The organism is Deinococcus marmoris, from assembly GCF_001949125.1.
GTDB classification, from domain to species: Bacteria; Deinococcota; Deinococci; order Deinococcales; family Deinococcaceae; genus Deinococcus; species Deinococcus marmoris_A.
In genome coordinates this window covers 15089-33226 of record NZ_MSTI01000102.1, presented here as the reverse complement: position 1 = coordinate 33226, position 18138 = coordinate 15089, and the positions used below count along the sequence as shown (strand labels likewise).

At 65.2% G+C, this 18138-nt stretch carries 13 protein-coding genes; 2 read left to right on the top strand and 11 right to left on the bottom strand.

Features of this window, described 5'->3' with window-relative positions; all coding sequences use genetic code 11:
* Positions 1-17: 17 nt before the first annotated feature.
* On the bottom strand, positions 18-1019 hold the full coding sequence (locus BOO71_RS15225; protein WP_075833862.1) for a DUF6745 domain-containing protein: 1002 nt from the start codon (positions 1017-1019) through the stop codon (positions 18-20).
* On the bottom strand, positions 1019-1315 hold the full coding sequence (locus tag BOO71_RS15220) for a hypothetical protein (RefSeq protein WP_075833860.1): 297 nt from the start codon (positions 1313-1315) through the stop codon (positions 1019-1021). The genes BOO71_RS15225 and BOO71_RS15220 overlap by 1 nt, the downstream gene beginning before the upstream one ends.
* A gap of 208 nt (positions 1316-1523) precedes the next feature.
* On the opposite strand from BOO71_RS15220, the gene BOO71_RS15215 reads away from it, so the two are divergent.
* Positions 1524-2255 (top strand): zinc ribbon domain-containing protein, encoded by a 732-nt coding sequence (locus tag BOO71_RS15215; RefSeq protein WP_075833858.1) that lies wholly within the window; start codon positions 1524-1526, stop codon positions 2253-2255.
* A gap of 31 nt (positions 2256-2286) precedes the next feature.
* Here the strand turns inward: BOO71_RS15215 and BOO71_RS15210 are convergent, their stop codons facing one another.
* A complete protein-coding gene (locus BOO71_RS15210; protein ID WP_075833856.1) occupies positions 2287-3312 on the bottom strand; it encodes an asparaginase in 1026 nt (341 codons plus the stop codon).
* A gap of 286 nt (positions 3313-3598) precedes the next feature.
* Between BOO71_RS15210 and glmU the strand changes: the two genes are divergently transcribed.
* Positions 3599-5065, top strand: coding sequence for a bifunctional UDP-N-acetylglucosamine diphosphorylase/glucosamine-1-phosphate N-acetyltransferase GlmU (gene glmU / locus BOO71_RS15205; protein WP_075833854.1), 1467 nt, complete (start codon positions 3599-3601; stop codon positions 5063-5065).
* A 60-nt stretch (positions 5066-5125) separates the two neighbouring features.
* Here the strand turns inward: glmU and folE are convergent, their stop codons facing one another.
* The 8 genes from folE to BOO71_RS15165 all read right to left on the bottom strand — a co-directional run bounded on the left by folE (position 5126) and on the right by BOO71_RS15165 (position 18076).
* Positions 5126-5755, bottom strand: a complete 630-nt coding sequence (gene folE, locus BOO71_RS15200; protein WP_075833852.1) for a GTP cyclohydrolase I FolE — start codon at positions 5753-5755, stop codon at positions 5126-5128.
* A gap of 101 nt (positions 5756-5856) precedes the next feature.
* A complete protein-coding gene (thrS, locus tag BOO71_RS15195) occupies positions 5857-7806 on the bottom strand; it encodes a threonine--tRNA ligase (RefSeq protein WP_075833850.1) in 1950 nt (649 codons plus the stop codon).
* Between the two features lie 294 nt (positions 7807-8100).
* Complete coding sequence (locus tag BOO71_RS15190; protein ID WP_075833848.1) at positions 8101-10176, bottom strand: glycosyl transferase family protein; 2076 nt, start codon at positions 10174-10176, stop codon at positions 8101-8103.
* On the bottom strand, positions 10173-11276 hold the full coding sequence (locus BOO71_RS15185; protein WP_075833846.1) for a glycosyl hydrolase: 1104 nt from the start codon (positions 11274-11276) through the stop codon (positions 10173-10175). The genes BOO71_RS15190 and BOO71_RS15185 overlap by 4 nt, the downstream gene beginning before the upstream one ends.
* A 26-nt stretch (positions 11277-11302) precedes the next feature.
* Positions 11303-13024 (bottom strand): DUF2334 domain-containing protein, encoded by a 1722-nt coding sequence (locus BOO71_RS15180; protein ID WP_075833844.1) that lies wholly within the window; start codon positions 13022-13024, stop codon positions 11303-11305.
* 306 nt (positions 13025-13330) lie between these two features.
* On the bottom strand, positions 13331-15037 hold the full coding sequence (locus BOO71_RS15175; RefSeq protein WP_075833842.1) for a polysaccharide deacetylase family protein: 1707 nt from the start codon (positions 15035-15037) through the stop codon (positions 13331-13333).
* 436 nt (positions 15038-15473) lie between these two features.
* Positions 15474-17165 carry a DUF2334 domain-containing protein gene (locus tag BOO71_RS15170; protein ID WP_139322965.1) on the bottom strand — a complete coding sequence of 564 codons (1692 nt, stop codon included), beginning with the start codon at positions 17163-17165 and terminating at the stop codon, positions 15474-15476.
* A gap of 137 nt (positions 17166-17302) precedes the next feature.
* Positions 17303-18076, bottom strand: a complete 774-nt coding sequence (locus BOO71_RS15165; protein ID WP_075833838.1) for a TatD family hydrolase — start codon at positions 18074-18076, stop codon at positions 17303-17305.
* Between the last annotated feature and the right edge of the window lie 62 nt (positions 18077-18138).

The window sequence follows — 18138 nt, the reverse complement described above, 5'->3', positions numbered from 1 at the left end:
CCTCAAAGAATCCCCCTCTACGCCTCGATCACCGGCTGATACAGCCCCGCGTCGTCAAACCCCGCCAGCCACGCCGACGCAGCCTGGGCGCGGGTGATCGTGGGCGGCACACGCAGGGTGTAGCGCCGCCCGGTGGAGGGACAACCCACGCACACGGCCACAAACGGCTCGTCGTCGGGCAGCTCCACGCGGACCAGGGTACGCTCGCCGCCAGCGTCCGTGTCGCGGTCCAGCACGGTTGCGCCCACCTCATCCAGAAAGCGCTCGGAGCCGATGCGCTCCATCATCACGCGGCGGACCTCGGCGTTGGGCTGGGTCAGGATTTCCGCGCCGCTGATGGTTTCGGGGGCAAAGGCCAGCCGCTCGTCCACCCGCACGCCGCGCCAGCGCAGGGCGGGAACCGATCCGGCTGGCAACACGGTCAGGCCGCTGCCCGCCACATCCAGCCAGCCGCTGACGCGCAGACCCGGCGGCAACTCCGTGATGCCCCGGCAGCCCGAAATGTCCAGTTGCGCCACCTGCGTCAGCCAGCCCGGCAATTCGCGCAGGCTCAGGCAGTCGCGGGCCGACAGGTGGCCGAAGCGGACCTGGGCGTGCGTGGGCCAGCCAGCCAATGCCTCACAGCGGTTGATGTTCAGAAAGCAGACGTCCAGCCCCTCGGGCAGTGCTTCCAGCGAGAGGCAGTCCTGCAAGTTCAGCGAGCCGACGTTGAGGCCCTCGGGCAACGTTTGCAGGCGAGAACAGCCGTCCAGGGTCAGGCGGAACTGCACGCGCAGGCTGGCGGGAACGCCCATCAGGGGCAGGTTGCGGGCGATCAGTTCGCCCACATGCAGGTCTTCGGGCAATTCGCTCAGACCCGTATCGCTGATGTCCAGGGTGTCGCCGCTCAGGCCAGCGGGCAGGCGACGCAGCCCCTTCTGACCCGACAGATCAAGCCGTCCACGGAACTTTAAGGGACCGTGCGCCTCGCCGCTCAGGAGCAGTTGCCGCGCCTCGGCGGCGTTCAACACCTGCGGCATCAGTCCAGCACCCGGCGAATCGCTTCGGGGCTGTATTCGCGCTGCATCCATACCTTGTAAAAGCCGCGCGGCAGCGTGATGGTGGCGTGTTCCTCGTGGATCAGATCGGCGCTGTCGGCCAGCACCTGCACATAGGTGTCTGCGCCTGCCGAGTACAGTTGCACCGCCGCAGCCTCGGCAAAACGGTGGCTGTGACCTGTCACCTCGCCGCGCGCCAGCGTGACGCCGGGGCGGGAGTGGGCTTCGGGCAGGATAGAAACGCTTTGGACGAGAACATCACCGTGTCGGTAGAGCATGGGAAACCTCCTGAGCAGATTGAATGGGCTACGCTGATTACGTTAATAGCATAACAGAGTGCAAGGGTTATGGCAACTCTGGGAACAGTTCAGAGCACCCATATCCGACGGCGAGGGAGCGAGAGCTTGCACTCAACGCTGCGCCGCCCTCACGTTTTCTTGCCCCTTCGGAACCGGCCCTGGCGATTGGGGGGTACACTGGCGGGTGATGACTGATCTTTCCCCCCTCCGTCGCCTGCACCGTGTCCAGGAACTTGACCTGGGCCTTGACCGTCTGCGCGACGAGGAACAGAATTTCCCCGATGACCTGCGGGCCGCCCGCGCCGAGCAGGGCCGCCTCAACAACGATCTGGAAGACACCGAGATCACCCTGGAAGGCGTGGACAAGCGCGTCCGGCAGCAGGAGCAGGATCTGGGCGGCACCCGCGAGCAGATCGCCCGCGCCGCCGAGGAGCAGGAAAAGAACGCCTTCGATGCCCGCGCCCAGAGCCAGTACGGCAGCCGCATCCAGCAACTCGGCGAGCGCGCCGACGAGATGGAGGAGGACCTAGTGCCCCTGCGCGAGCGTCAGCGCGAACTGAATGAAAAGGCCGCCGATCTGCGCGCCCAGCACCGCGCCCTGCGCCCCAGCCTGAACACGATGGAAGAGAAGGACGAGGCCCGGATCGAGGACCTGCGCGCCCAGGGTGAGGCAGACCGCCAGGAACGCGCCGGGCTGGTCGGTGATCTGGACGCCCGCACCGTGCGCGAGTACGACATGATCCGCAAGGCCAAGAAGGGTCTGGGCGTGGTGGAGATCAAGGGCGGGCGCTGCACCGGCTGCAACGTGGTGTTGCCCATCAACGTGCAGCAGAAAGCCGCGCTGGGCAAGTTGCCTCCCGTGAAATGCCCATCCTGCGGACGCTTCCTGATCCGGCTGGATCTGGAGTCGGCGGAGTAAAGGAGGCACGGTCAGTTCGGCTGATCCCCTCTTAAAAGCCCGCCTCCCCGAACACCGCCCTGATCTCCTCTTTCCCCAGGCCCGATCCCAGCAGCGTCAGCAGCAGGATGCGGGCCTTGTGGGCATTCAGGAAGCTGGCGGGAATGGCTCCGGCTTTCACCAGCGTCGCGCCGCCGCCCGCATAGCCGTAGATCGGCAGCACCGGACCGGCATGGGTGCGGGTGGCGATGATCACCGGCTGCCGGGTGGCGGCAATCAGGGGCAGCAACTCGGCGGGCAGGTTGCCCGTGCCAAGGGCCGCGATCACGATGCCGTCCGCGTCTGCCTGCGCCCCGGCGTAGCCCTCGCCGCGCCAGCCCGCGTAGGCGTACAGGATGTCCACGCGGGCATTCAGGCTGCCGGGCGCGTAGGTGCGGCGCTGTTCAGGGGTGGCGAAGAACCGGACATGCGCCGCGTCTTCTGTTCCGTTGCTGGTGCGGTCAATCCGCCCGATGGGGCCGGGATAACCGCCGAACGCGTCCACGGCGGTGGTATGCACCTTGGTCACGGTGCGCGCGTCGAAGATGTCGCCGCCGAAGACCACTAGCGGACCGCGCCCGGTGCCCTGTGATCTGACACTCTGCGGATTCAGGGCCACCCCGGCGGCGTCCAGCAGGTTGGCCGGGCCGTCCCAGGACACCTCGCCTGCGTGCCGCATGCTGCCAGTCAGGACGACGGGCGTGGGAGTATCCAGCAGCAGATGCAAGGCGAAGGCCGTTTCCTCCAGGGTGTCGGTGCCGTGCGTGACGACAATTCCATCATGTTGGGGCGCAAGCTGCCGGATCAGCCCCGCCAGCTCCAGCATATGCGCGGGCGTGATATGCGGGCTGGGCAGGTTGAAGGGATGGAAATCGTGGACCTCCACGTCCGCCAGACCCGGCACGCTGGGGGCCTGCTGGGGGGTCAGGCCGCGCCCGTCGGGGCTGGGACGGCTGGCGATGGTGCCGCCGGTGTGGATCACCGCGAGACGCTTGCCGGGACGCTGCACAGTGGAAGGCGGCACAGTGGAACGTTGCATACAGGGCATTGTGGGGCCTGATACGGATTCCGTCTGTTTCGTGCAGAAATCGGGACAGCGCTGATTCCTGCACTCCACGCCCGGAATCCATTTTTCTCCTTTCCAGAGCAGCGCCCATGACTGGTACAGCTCGCAGAGAGAACGCCTGGACGCCCGTTCGGATTTCCAGATGCTCCCAACACCTTTCAATCGGAGTCCATATGACGCGGGCCGGAACGCCACACATCTGACCAGCCGCCCCCCAGGCGGGGGGGCTTGCACTACACTGGCCTAAAGGTGAAATGGAATGACTGCATATAGACGTCCGCTGGACGTGGTGATCCTTGCGGCGGGTCAGGGAACCCGCATGAATTCGGCCCTCCCCAAGGTGCTGCACCCCGTCGCGGGCCGCCCGATGGTGGCCTGGGCCGTGAAGGCGGCGCGTGAGCTGGGCGCACGAAACATTGTGGTCGTGACCGGACACGGCGCGGAGAAAGTAGAGGCGGCGCTGGGGGGGCAGGGTGTCGTTTTTGCCCGGCAGGAACAGCGGCTGGGCACCGGGCACGCCTTCATCTGCGGCATCGACGTGCTGGCCGATTCGCTTCAGGGCAATGGCCATGAGGACGCGGACGTGCTGGTCCTATACGGCGACACGCCCCTGCTGCGCTCCGGGACGCTGGAAGCCATGCTGGAAGACCACCGCGCGCGCGGTAGCGCCCTGACCATCCTGACCGGCGAACTGCCGGACGCCACCGGCTACGGGCGCATCATCCGCGACGCGCAGGGTGATATCGAGCGCATCGTGGAGCAAAAAGACGCCACATCCGAGGAAGAGGCGGTGGGCGAGTTCAACAGCGGCGTGTACCTGATGGACTCGCGGGCGGGCGAACTGGCTCACCGCATCGGCAACGACAACGCGGCGGGCGAGTACTACCTGACCGATCTGCTGGGCCTGTACCGCGCCGAGGGTGAGGCCGCCCACGCCTTCAAGCTCGCGGACCCTGATGAGGTGATGGGCGCAAATGACCGCACCGGGCTGGCCGAACTGGAGGCCATCCTGCGCCGCCGCACCAACGCTGCCCACATGCGCGCGGGCGTGACCCTGCAAGACCCTGAGCGCATCAGCATCGAGGACAGCGTGCAGATCGCCCGCGACGTGACCCTGGAACCCGGCGTGATCCTGCGCGGACAGACGGTGCTGGCGGGGGGCGTCACCATCGGCGCGTACAGCATCGTCACCGACAGCGTGCTGGAGGCGGGCGTGGTGGTCAAGCCCCACAGTGTTTTAGAGGGCGCACACGTCGGCGCGGGCAGCGATGTGGGGCCGTTTGCCCGCCTGCGCCCCGGCAGCGTGCTGGGCGCGGGCGTGCATATCGGCAACTTCGTGGAGACCAAGAACGCGCGGCTGGACGCCGGGGTCAAGGCCGGGCATCTGGCCTACCTGGGCGACGTGAGCATCGGCGCGGAAACCAATGTCGGCGCGGGGACGATTGTCGCCAACTATGACGGCATCAACAAGCATCCCAGCGTGATCGGCGCGGGCGTCTTCATCGGCAGCAACAGCACGATCATCGCGCCGCGCACGGTGGGCGACGCCGCCTTTATCGCCGCCGGAAGCGCCGTCCACGACGACATTCCCGAGGGCGCAATGGCCGTGGCCCGTGGAAAGCAGCGCAACATCGAGGGCTGGTCACGGCGCTACTGGGGCGGCATGAAGGAGAAGGTGCAGAAGAAGCTGCCGTGGCTGGCAGGCTGGCTGGAACGACAGGGGTAACAACAAAAGAAAGGGGGCCAGTGACGCGAATCACGGCCCCCTCGCCTCTTCAACCGGGCTTCAGCGTGAGCGCAGGGTCGTCTGCGTGGCGCTCATGAACTCGGCGCGGGTGCGGGGGTCATCCCGGAACACACCGCGCATGGCGCTGGTGGTGGTGGACGAATTCTGCTTCTGCACGCCGCGCATCGCCATGCAAAGGTGCGTGCCTTCCATCAGCACGGCCACACCCTTGGGGGCCAGCAGTTCCACCACGGCGTCGGCCAGTTGGGTGGTAATGCGCTCCTGCACCTGCAAACGCCGGGCGTACAGGTCCACAATACGCGCGAACTTGCTCAGGCCCAGAATCTTGCCGTCGGGAATGTAGGCGACGTGTGCCCGCCCGTAAAAGGGCAGCATATGGTGTTCGCACATGCTGTAGAACTCAATGTCCTTGACGATCACCATCTCGCTGCCCTCGGCCTCGAAGACGGCGTTTCCAGCGGCCTCCTCCAGCGTCATGCGATAGCCGTCGGTCAGGAAGTTCCAGGCTTTGGCGACGCGGTGCGGGGTCTTGAGCAGCCCCTCGCGCTGCGGGTCTTCGCCCACTGCCGAGAGCCACTGTTCGGTCAGGGCGCTCAGGCCGGGCAGCTCCAGCTCTTCTTGCATGAAAGGATCGGCGGCGATGTCGACATCGGGGGCGTTCGTGGTCATCGGAGAAGTATGCCTCTGTATGAGAGGGGTTGAACGTAACTTAGGGCCAAAAGTAAAGAGGCCGCCCCGAATCCCGGCAGGCGGCCTCTCCCGTACTTACTTTAGCTGCGGCTCTTGTACCGTTCCAGCAATTCAGCTTTCAGCTCGTCAAAGCCCACGCCCTTACGCTCCCGGTGACCGTCCGGCCAACGTTCGCGTGTGCTGACCTGCCGGGCTTCCTGCTCCTTGTCGCCCACCACCAGAATCATGGGAATCTTGGACAGTTCGGCGTTGCGGACCTTGGCCTGCATCCGGTTGGAGGTGTCGTCCACCTCGGCGCGCAGTCCAGCCTTATGCAGCTCGGCGCGCAGCTCCTCGGCGTAGGCGTTGTGACGGTCTGCGATGGGCACGATGGCGATCTGGCGCGGGGCCAGCCACAGCGGGAAGTCCCCGGCGTAATGCTCGATCAGGATGCCCACGAAGCGTTCCAGACTGCCGAAGGGGGCGCGGTGGATCATGACCGGGCGGTGGTCCTGGCCGTCCTCGCCCACATACGAGATGTCGAAGCGTTCGGGCAGGTTGTAATCCACCTGAATGGTCCCCAGTTGCCACTCGCGGCCCAGCACGTCCTTGACCACGAAGTCCAGCTTGGGGCCGTAGAAGGCGGCGTCCCCCGGCTCAATGCTGTAGGGCAGCCCGACTTCCTCCACCGCCTGAATAATCCCGTCTTCGGCCAGTTGCCAGTTGGCGGCGTCGCCCACGTACTTTTCATCTGCGGGGTCACGGGTGCCGACGCGGAAGCGCACATCGTTCATGCCGAAGGTCCGCAGAACCAGCACGGTCAGGTCCAGCACGTCCAGGAACTCTTTCTTGAGCTGATCCGTGCGGCAGAAGATATGCGCGTCATCCTGCGTGAAGCCGCGCACCCGCGTTAATCCGTTCAGCTCGCCGGACTGCTCGTAGCGGTAGACCGTGCCGAACTCGGCCAGACGCACGGGCAGATCGCGGTAACTGCGCGGCTTGCTGTCGTAGATGCGGACGTGGTGCGGGCAGTTCATCGGCTTGAGCATATACTGCTCGTCATCCACGGTGATCGGAGAGAAATTGCTGTCGCTGTAGTTCTGGTAATGCCCGGACGTTTTGTACAGCTCCAGATTGCCGATGTTCGGCGTGATGACGCCCTGATAACCGCGCTGGAACTGCTGCTCCTTGAGGAAGGCCGCCAGTTCCTCACGCAGCACCGTGCCGTTGGGCAGCCACAGCGGCAGACCCTTGCCCACCAGCGGGTCAATCGTGAACAGTTCCAGCTCGCGGCCCAGCTTACGGTGGTCGCGCCGCTTGGCCTCTTCCAGCCGCTCCAGGTACTCGTCCAGCTCTTTTTGCGACGCGAAAGCCACGCCATACACGCGCTGCAAGATGGGGTTCTTCTCGTTGCCGCGCCAGTACGCCCCGCTGGTGCTGGTCAGTTTGAAGGCGGTAGGCAGCTTGCCCGTATTGGGAAAGTGCGGTCCCCGGCACAGGTCCACGTACTCGCCCTGCGTGTAGAAGGTGATCGACTCGTCGTCGGGCAGGGCGGAAATCAGCTCCACCTTGTAAGGATCGAAGCCGAACTGCTCCAGCGCCTGCGCCTTGCTGACCTCGCTGCGGGTGATGTCCAGACCGCGCCCGATGATCTCGCGCATGATCTTCTCGATCTCGGGCAACTCCTCCTCGCCGAGCGGTTCGGGCAGATCGAAATCCTGGTAGAAGCCGTTCTCGATGCTGGGGCCGACGCCGCGCTTGACCGCGTTGCGGGGATAGCCCTTGCGCTCGTAGTACTCGCCCACCGCCTGACTCATGGCGTGGCCCAGCGAGTGCCGGAAGACGCTCTGTGCCTGGCCCGGATTCTTCTTGGTGATCAGGCTGATCTCTGCGCCCTCGGGCAGCGGGGTCTGCAAATCGGTCAGCACGCCGTTGGCGGTGGCGGCTAAAGCGTCCTGGGCCAGCCGGGGGCCAATCGCCTGAGCGGCGTCCAGCGCAGTTGCGCCCTGGGGTAAATCCAGTTGTTTTCCATCGGGTAAAAAGACGTGCATAGGTTTAACTCCTTAATTCAAGACACGAGAAGGCCCGATCTGGCCGCATCCCAGCGCAACGCCTGAAAACCGGCGAAAGGCTTTCAGGCGCTTGGAGTTCGCGTCAGACCGGGCAGGTGGAGCATTCGCAGCCACACGCCTCCCATCACCAGATCGGAGTGATGGGCGCGTGACTTCATACTGGCCATGTTAGCGGGTCCGGGCGGGCGGGGGCAACTGCGGTGGCCCGTGGACCTGCACGCCCCGATCCGGCCCACGGCACGGGTACAGGCGGGCGGCAGACGGGCGCTCAGATCACCCCTTGCCCACCGAGACCCGGAGCTTGCTGGGGCGCTGGACCCCGGCCACCCCGGAAGCCCAGCGGGTTTCGAGACCGCCCATCTCACGCTGCATCCGCAGGCGCTCAAATTCGTGGGGCAGCATGTCCAGCGCAATACGGGGATCGCGCAGCGCCCGCCGGTAGATCGAGCCGCTGATGCCTGGACGGCTGTAGGCATGCTCCAGGCTGGCCCGCGAGGTCATAAACACCGTGACCCCCAGTTCGGCCAGCCCGGGCTGCTGCGCCAGCACCCGCAAAATCCCGGCCAGACGCTCGGTGTGGCTGGCGTGCGGCGTGGCGATCAGCACCTCGTCTTCCCGCCGTCCCAGGACCGCGAAGTTCATCTCCCGGCCCAGCGCAGTGGGCAGCAGGCGGGCATCGATCATTTCCGGGGTCAGCTCCATGAAGGTCAGCCCATGCAGGGTGGCCAGCGACTGGCGCAGCGCCGCCTCTGACATGAATTGACCGCTCAGCATCAGTTGACCCAGCGGCCTGGACTGGCTGTGGCCCTCGCGGATCAGGCGGCTCAGCGTGCGCGAATCCACCCCGCCAGAGAACAGCACCTGATCGCCCAGGCGGCGGCGGGCGTCGTCCAGCACCGAATCGGGCACATACGCCTTGCGCTCGGTCTTGTCCCACACTGCCGTGCCGCGTGTCTGGCCCTTGGCAGGAAACAGGAACAGCCGCCACGCCCGCACCGTAGCCAGCGTGTTGATGTAATTGCCGATCAGCCAGCGCAGGGGCAGACCCGGCAGCATCAGCGTGGCGATCAGCGCCTGCTTCAGCCCGTAAATGCGCCGCACCGCCGCGCCGCGCATCAGCATGCGCCAGGCGGTGATGCCCAGCACGGTGTACAGCAGTTCGCGCATAAACAGCGTGGACTCGAAACCGACGCCCAGCAGCGTGCAGAGGATCAGCGCCGCCGAGAAGGGATAGCCGATCAGGTGGATCAGGTTGGTGAATTTGCCCTTCTGATCGTGCCACAGGGTCAGGCGGTCCCGCAATCCCATCTTCATGCCGCGCAGGCGCTGCGGCGTTTGCAGCGTGATGCCGTAGGTCCAGCGGCCCTTCTGCTTGATGGCCGCCGCGATCTCGGTGGGAAAGTACTCGCGCACGGCCACGTAATCGCACTCGGTCCGGCCATCCTGGCGCAGTCGGGGCAGCGGCTGAACGTGAAAATGCACCTTGATCCCCTTACGCCATAGCCGCAGCGCCAGCTCGTAATCCTCGGCCAGCGCGCCCTCGGTCAGCACCTGGCCGTCTTCCTCGTCCAGCAGGGCCATCACCTCGCGGCGCATGGCAAAACCGGTACCCGCCGACGGCAGAAACAGGCCCAGCGCCTCGCGGGCGGGCAGGTGGTGCAGGTGATGTTCGGCAAATTCGTCGGCGTAACTGCCGGTGACCAGTTGCGCCAGGGTGCGGCGGACCAGCCCGCGCAGGCCCACGCCGCCCACCCGTGGAAACAGCGCGAACACCGGGAGCTGCACCATCTGGTGCTTCTTGAGCAGCGCGCTGTAGGCGCTGAAGGTGTAGGGGTGGATCACGTCTTCGGCGTCGTGAACGGCGATAATGTCGAACTTCTGCCCCGTGCGGGCCTCGTGGGCCTGGACGGCGGCGTAGACCCCGTTGAGGTTCTGGGACTTGCTGGTCGGCCCCGGCTTCTCGTTGACCACGCAATGCACGCAGGCGGCGCGTTCGTCCAGGGCCTGCACCTCGGGGGCGGTGGCCAGATCGTTGGGATACACGCCCACGAAGAATTCCACCTGCGAGGCCGGGTAGTGCATCAACTTCAGGGTACTTTCGATCATCGGCGTGACCACGCCCGCCTCCTGCCACGCGCCCACCATCACGGCGATACGGGCCGGGCGGTCACGCTGCAACTCGGCAGCGCTGAGCTGCCAGTCCCTGATCCTGCGCCGCCGCAACAGGTAGGCCAGGTCCAGCAGCAGATCGTCCAGACTGACCAAGATGTACAGCGCCAGCAGCAGGAAGACGCCCGTGGACAGCCCCGTGGACAGCAGGTTGGAAAAATTTAAATCGGGCAGGGTCACGGTGCCTCCTGGGCAGAACTTGAGGTTTGAGGTGAAGAGGGGGTCAGGTTCAGGCGCTCTGTCACGCCCGCCCCGACCAGAAATCGGCGGAAAATGGCGGCCAGGGCCGGTTGCGTTTCGACGCGCATCTCGGTGTCGTGCCGTGGATCGTCGTCGATGGCCCACGCACTGTCCCACCACGAGAAACCGCGCAGGCTGGGCCAGCGCCCGTCGGTCAGGTCCTTCAGGGCAGCCCCGGCCCAGGCTTCGGGCGCTACCGCCGCCCCCCGTGCGCTGCCAAATTCCAGCAGCAGCGCGGGCTTGCTGGGGGCCAGCGCGCTCAGGCGCGGCATCACGTCGTCGAGCTGGGCGCGCAGGCTCAATAGGTCCTCCGGGGCGTCCAGGGGCGACTGCGCGCCGTAGGCCGACACACCCAGCACGCTGATCACGTCACCGCCGGGGTAGTAGCTTTCCAGCGTGTTCCAGCGGACGGGTGGATCGTCCTGGGCCGCCACATGGAAGACCCAGCGCACGTTGCTGCCGCCGCCCTCACGCACCAACTTCGCCATCCGGCGGTACGCCTGCACAAACTGCGCCGCGCCCGCCGTCTCCCCGTTCCAGCGGGCGTTCCAGGCAAACCACGAACCGTTGACCTCGGTGCCGTACTCGGCGTACACCGGGCCGTCCACCCGGCCCGCCGCCGCACCCCAGGCCCGCAGATCGTCGTCGAACTGCCCGGCGATGATGACCTGCAAGGGAAACAGCGGATCGGGACGGACCGCCTCCTCGTCGCTGCTGCGCAGCATCAGGCGGATGAACGGCGTGGCACCGCGCGCCCGGACCCGCGCCACCTGCTCTGCGGGAAAGGCCCGGTCCCGGAACCAGTTGTTGGTCAGGTAGACATAGGCCAGCTCACGCCCCACCGCCGCCACGTAGGCATTGAGTTGCGCTTCCGGCACCACGTCCTCGGGCTGTTCCGGCGAGGCCACGAACACGCCGTGCGCCAGCGCAGGCCCCTTCACGGCCTGGCCCGGCTGGCCCACCGCCGGGCTGGCCAGGCCCAGCAGCAGCGCCAGCACACTTCCGCGCCAGACGGCCCCGATTTCGTTTGCCCTGCCCATCGCCCCACCAGACCGCCGGGTCCGCTCTACTTCAGGGTCCGGGTGGTGACATTCAGCGGGTTGACGAAGGTGTAGCCCTTGGCCTGGATGCCCGTGATCAGTGCGGTCAGGCTGGCCTTGGTCAACTTGTCCGCCCCCGCGTAATTGTCGGCCATCAGGTACGGGTGGACGAACACGCTGGCGTAGGCGCAGCTCAGCCCTTTATTGGCCTCGGCAGCTTCCAGCACGGCGTCGCTGCGGTAGGTGGGCTGGATGTTGCCCAGGTTCTCCGGGACCACCAGCGTGCCGTAGACATCCCGCACCGGGTACGGGAAGAACTGCCCCTCGCGGATGCCGTCCGCAGCGTACATGCGGCGTTCGATGACCTTGGGATAAATCTTGTTGATGGCGGGGTACAGGCTCACGTCTGCCTCGTAGTGCGGCGTGGTCCACATCTGCGGCCACAGGCCCAGTTGCAGCAGCGTCAGGCGGCCCTGCTGAATCCGCTGCTGGGTGGTCTTGGGATTCAGCTTGTCCAGCGACTTGTTATTTTCCTTGTCCCAGAACTCCCATTCCTCGGCGCTGTTGCCCTCAGGGTCACGCAGGCCGTGGTAGTTGTGGGTGGTCCCGTGCTGGATCACCAGACCGCCCATGATGACGGCGCGGTAGACCTCGAGCAGACTCTGCACGTTGCCGGTCCAGGGGTAAGACACCCCGTTGTAATAGCTCTCGGGAATGACGGTCATGGCAAACGGCACCTTCAGAGCGCTGATCACGTCCAGCGTATTTGAAAGTCCCTGCGGTCCATTGATGGCGCTGATGTCTTCCAGCCGCAGGATCGCCTGCTTTTTACAGGTGGCCGTACCCGTGTCGCCCAGCATGGTCTTAAGGCTATCGGCCATCACCAGATACCGGTCCGTGGGGTGGATGTACTGGAAGGGGTTGTCGGCCACGTAATAGAAGTTCTTGCTGCGGACCAGATACGGAATCGCGTCGCCCGCCGCGTCTCTGGCCACTGCCAACGTCTGGGTTTTTGCCGGATCGGCGCTGACCTCGATCATTTCCTGCGGCCCCATGAATTTCTTGTAGTTGTACCCCTTGTAATTCACGGTGTTGTAGGCCGCCGCGATGTCCGTGGGCGTCAGGGCGGTGTGCAGGCTCTTGTATTGCAGGCCCAGCGCCGACATGTCCCCCAGCTTCCAGATGTTGTAGCCCAGCCAGGTCACGGGAGCGCCGCTCTTGACGTCGTCCATGAACGCGGTGGGCAGGGCCTCGTCGAAAACGGTGCCGATGTAAAAGGTCCGCAGGCTGCTGCGGGCGTCCGCGCTGCGGTACTGCGAGATCGGGGCGCGGATCACCTTGACGTTGTCGTACTGCCCCAGCAGGTTGGCCATCAGGATGGCGTGGAAGGCTCCGCCGTCGCGGTAGGCAGACGAGGCGGGCAGGGGATTGCTGTAGTACACCCGCACGGTCTTGTCGGTGGCCTGTGGCCTGAGCGACTGCGTGCCGACCGGCTGATCCGGCAGGGGTGCCCACAGATCGGAGGGCTGCGCGGGAATCCGGTCCTTGTACGGCGCAGGCATGCCGTGGTCCCCGAACAGCGGGGTCATATCGCCGCCCACCGGCTGTGCCTGCTGCGCCTGGGTGGGTGCGGGGTCCGTGCCACCCGTCTGCGGCGTGGACCCCAGACTGGAGGGCGATGAACCGCAGGCTCCCAGAATCAGGCTGAGGCTCAGGATCGAAACGGGCAGGGCAGCTTTTAGAGTCATTTTTTTCCTTTACGGTCCTTCACAGGGAGGCGGCGGGGAGGCGGGCCGGAAAGCACTGTCCAGCGAGGCGGCGGACCTGCTTGCCCTACGCTTTTCTCCCACTGTCATTTCTCCAGATTTCCAGTCCAGCCAGCGCCCTCCAGAGTCGGAGCGGAAATCTGGCCCAGCGAACAACAGGCAAAAATGTCAGGCAATGTCAGAAAACAGCGTACTGAGAAAAATTATACATAAAAGTGGCATAAAAGTGAAGAAACCCCCAAGAGGGGGGGGGTCCAGGGGGGGAACGACGTGGGTATCGAGGCCGCCCTACTTCAGCGTGCGGGTGGTGACGTTCAGCGGGTTGACAAAGGTGTACCCCTTGGCCTGAATACCCTTGATCAGTGCGGTCAGACTGGCTTTGGTCAGCTTGTCCGGGCCGACATAATCCTTTTCCAGCAGGTACGGGTGAACGAAGACGCTGGCGTAGGCGCAACTCAGATTTTTATTGGCCTCAGCGGCGTCCAGCACGGAGTCGCTCAGGTAGCCCACCTGGATATTGCCCAGGTTCTCGGGGACCACCAATGTGCCGTACTCATCACGCACCGGGTACGGGAAGAACTGGCCCTCGCGCACCCCGTCAGCGGTGTACATGCGGCGTTCGATGGCCCTGGGATAGATCTTGTTGATGGCCGGGTACAGCCCCACGTCGGCCTCGTAATGCGGCGTGGTCCACATCTGCGCGTTGATGCCCAGCGAGAGCAGCACGTCGCGGCCCTGCTGCACGCGGGCCTGGGCGGACGCCGGATTAAGCAGCGCCAGCGCGTGGTCGTTTTCCTTGTCCCAGAACTCCCACTCGTCGCCGCTTTCGCCCTCGGGGTCGCGCAGGCCGTGGTAATTGTGGGTGGTCCCGTGCTGGATCACCAGACCGCCCATCGTGACGGCGCGGTAAAGCTGTTGCAGGCCGCCCCGGTTGCCTTTCCAGGGGTAGGACACGCCGCCGTAATAACTTTCCGGGATCACGGTCATGGCAAAGGGCACCTTCAGCGCGCTGATCGCGTCCAGGGTATCGCGCATGCCCTGCGGATCGTTGATGGCGCTGATGTCTTCCAGCCGCAGAATGGCCTGCTTCTTGCAGGTGGCGGTGCCCGTGTCGCCCAGCATGGTCTTGAGGCTGTCGGCCATCACCAGATACCGGTCCGTGGGGTGGATGTACTGGAAGGGGTTGTCGGCCACGTAATAGAAGTTCTTGCTGCGGACCAGATACGGAATCGCGTCGCCTACCGCGTCTCTGGCCACTGCCAGCGTCTGGGTCTTGGCCGGATCGGCCTTCAGTTCGATGATTTCCTGCTGGGCAGGGTACTTCTTATAGTTGTAGCCCTTGTAATTCACCGTGCTGTACGTGGCGGCGATCTGTGCGGGCGTCAGCGCGGTGTGCAGGCTCCTGTATTGCAGGCCCAGCGCCGACATGTCGCCCATTTCCCAGATGTTGTAGCCGATCCAGGTGACCGGCGCGCCCGCTTTCACGTCGTTCAGGAAGGCGGCGGGGATCTTCTCGTCGTACACCGTGCCGATGTAGAAGGTCCGCAGGTCCTGCGCCGCGTCCCCGGAGCGGTACTGCGAGATCGGCGCGCGGATCACCCTGACGTTGTCGTACTGCCCCAGCAGGTTGGCCAGCATGATGGCGTGGAAGCTGCCGCCGTCGCGGTAGGGATACGTGGTGGGCAGGGGATCGCTGTAGTACACCCGCACGGTCTTGATGTTGCCGGCTGGCCCCCCACCGTCCTGCGGCGCGGCGGCCTGATCCGGCAGCGACTGCCACAGGTCCGAGGCCAGCGCGGCCACCCGGTCACGGAACAGTTCGGGGCGGGCGTGGCCGCCGAACAGCGGCGTCACGTCGCCGGTCACGGGCAGTGGCTGCGCCGCAGAGGTGGGCGGCTGCCCCAGATCGGCGGCTCCCGGACCCGCAGGTGGTGCGCCGCAGGCTCCCAGCGCCAGGGTCAGGCTCAGCATCAGCAGTGGAAAGGTCTTTTTCATAGACATCACAGTCCTTGTGAGTAAGGCGAAAATGAACTGCTCAGGCCCTGGGTCGTCACAAGAAATCGTCAGGAAAAAGGGAGGCCGGAATGCGGGATAACCACGTCATCTTCGGGGCACACTCCCTGCCGTCAGCGGGGACTGGACCATCCAGCACACCCGGACCGACGGAAAAACGGGAGAAGCCCGCGCCTGACAGAATCATAACGCAGTCGGACCTTAAAGTGAAGAAGTTCTCATGACCGTCTGTACATGCAGCAGCCCATACGGATTCCGTTTGTTTCGTGTAGAAATCGGGACAGCGCCGATTCCTACACTCCACGTCCGGCATCCGTTTTTCTCCTTCTCGCCATCGTCGCGAACAGACGCCCATGAGGACGCTGCTCCTCCCGCTCGGATTACGGGTGTTTTCAACACCCTCTAATCGGAGTCCGTATTATTTCAGCGTGCGGGTGGTGATGTCCAGCGGATCGACGAAGGTGTAGCCCTGCGCCTGAATACCGGTGATCAGCGCTGTCAGGCTGGCCTTGCTCAGCTTGTCCGGTCCCACATGCCCGCTTTCGAGCAGATACGGATGCACGAAGAAACTGGCGTAGGCGCAGTCCAGGACGCTGTTTGCTTCGGCAGCGTCCAGCAGCGAGTCGCTCAGGTAACCTTTCTGGATGTTGCCCAGGTCCTCGGGCAGCACCAGCGTGCCGTACACGTCGCGCACCGGGTACGGAAAGAACTGGCCGCCGCGCACGCCATCGGCGGCGTACATGCGGCGCTCGATCACGCGCGGGTAGACGGCATTGATGGCCGGGTACAGTTCGGTGGCGGCCTCGTAATGCGGCGTGGTCCACAGCCGGGGCCGCAGTCCCAGCGACAGCAGCGTCGCCCTGCCCTGGCGGATCCGCGCCTGGGTGCTGGCCGGACCCAGTTTGTCCAGCGACTTGTTATCTTCCTTGTCCCAGAACTCCCATTCCTCGGCGCTGTTACCTTCGGGGTCACGCAGGCCGTGGTAATTGTGGGTGGTGCCGTGCTGGATCACCACGCCGCCCAGCTTGACCGCGCGGTAAACCTGTTGCAGGCTCTGGATGTTGCCCTTCCAGGGGTAAGACACGCCGCCGTAATAGCTTTCCGGGATCACGGTCATGGCAAAGGGCACCTTCAGCTTCTCGATCACGTCCAGGGTGTCTTTCAGGCCCTGCGGCCCGCGCAGAGAGGTCAGGTCTTCCAGGCGCAGAATGGCCCGCTTCTTGCAGGTGGCGGTCCCGCTGTCGCCCAGCATGGTCTTGAGGCTGTCGGCCATGACCAGATAGCGCCCCGTGGGCTGGATGTACAGGAACGGGTTGTCGGCCACGAAATAGAAGTTCTTGCTGCGGACCAGATACGGAATCCCGTCGCCCACCGCGCTGCGGGCCACCGCCAGCGTCTGGGTCTTGGCCGGATCGGCGTGGACCTCGCTGATCTCCTGCCGGGCCGGGTACTTGTTGTAGACGCGGCCCTTGTACGTTACGGCGCTGTAGGCCCCAGCGATCTGGCCCGGCGTCAGGGCCGTGTGCAGGCTCTTGTATTGCAGGCCCAGCGCCGTGATGTCGCCCAGTTTCCAGATGTTGTAGCCCATCCAGGTGACGGGCGCACCCGCCTTGACCTCGTTCATAAATTCTGCCGGGATCTTCTCGTCGTATACCGTGCCGATGTAAAAGGTCCGCAGGCTGTTTTTGGCATCCCCGGATTTGTACTGCGAGATCGGGGCGCGGATGACCTTCACGTTGTCGTACTGGCCCAGCAGGTTGGCCAGCAAAATGGCGTGCAGGCTACCCCCGTCCCGGAAAGCGCTGCTTTTGGGCAGGGGATCGCTGTAGAACACCCGCACGGTTTTCAGGGGGCTGCTGGGCGGCTTGAGCGGTGGCTCGGGCACGTCTTTGGCAGCGGGCCACAACTGATTGGGCCGCGCCGCCACCCGGTCCCGGTACGGCGGGCTGACGCGGTAGCCGTTGAACAGCGTGCCAGTGTCGTTGGCTCCCGGCGCTGCGGCCCCGGCGGAAGCAGGAGCTGGCGGCGCGCTGGCCTGCGCCCAGGCCAACAGGCCAAGGGACGCCGTACCCAGGCCCAGCAGGCCGATCACCCCTGTCTTCCAGTTCAAAACAGGCTCTGGCGGGCCACGGGAGAATGCAGAGTCAGGGTGAGGTTCGCGGGCAAGGGCAGGAGAGGGTCCATTCTCCGGGCACCATAGCAATGCCAGGGGTGTAAAAAGTGAAGTTCTTTACATCAGGTGTCCGGTCAGGTTCGCTGCTCCAGCCCGTACACCCGCCGCGCGTTGGCATCCGTCATGCGCTCCAGCGTGGCAGCGGGCATCTCGCGCAGCCCGGCGATGAAATCCAGCGTGTGGCGCACGTAGCCGGGGCGGTTGGGCTTGCCGCGTTTAGGCACCGGGGCCAGAAAGGGAGCGTCGGTTTCCAGCAGCATGCGTTCCAGGGGAAGGCTGCGGGCAGCGGCGTGAATCTCGTGGGCGTTCTTGTACGTCGTATTGCCCGCGAAGCCGAAAAAGGTGTGTTCGCCGCGCTCCAGGCCAAAGCGCAGCAACTCCGGGTGACCGCTGAAGCAGTGCAGGATCACGGGCACGTCCGGCCACCCGCTCAACACGTCCATCACACCCCGGTGGGCGCTGTCCTGCCCCTGTTTGTCGCGGGTGTGGATCACCAGCGGCTTGCCCACCCGCCGCGCGAGGCCCAGTTGCCACTCGAAGGCGCTGAGCTGCGCGGCCCGCTTGGTGTCGTCCCAGTAGTCGTCCAGCCCGCTCTCGCCGATGCCCACCACGCGGGGGTGCAGCGCCAACGTCTCCAACTCCTGCCGCGCCTCTGAACGGTCCTCGTCGGTGTCGGTGGGATGCAGGCCGACGGTGGCATACACGTCGGGAAACTGTTCGGCCAAAGCGACGGCCTTGCGGGCATGTTCGGGACTCGCGCCGATGCAGACCATGACGTTCAGGCCCAGTTCGCCGCGCGCGGAGGCCGGATCGTCCAGGTAATCGAGGTGGCAGTGGGTGTCGATCATGAGGGACAGGGTAAGCGGTACGGAGGTGGTGGTACAGGGTCGCCTGTCTGGGCTTCCGCCCC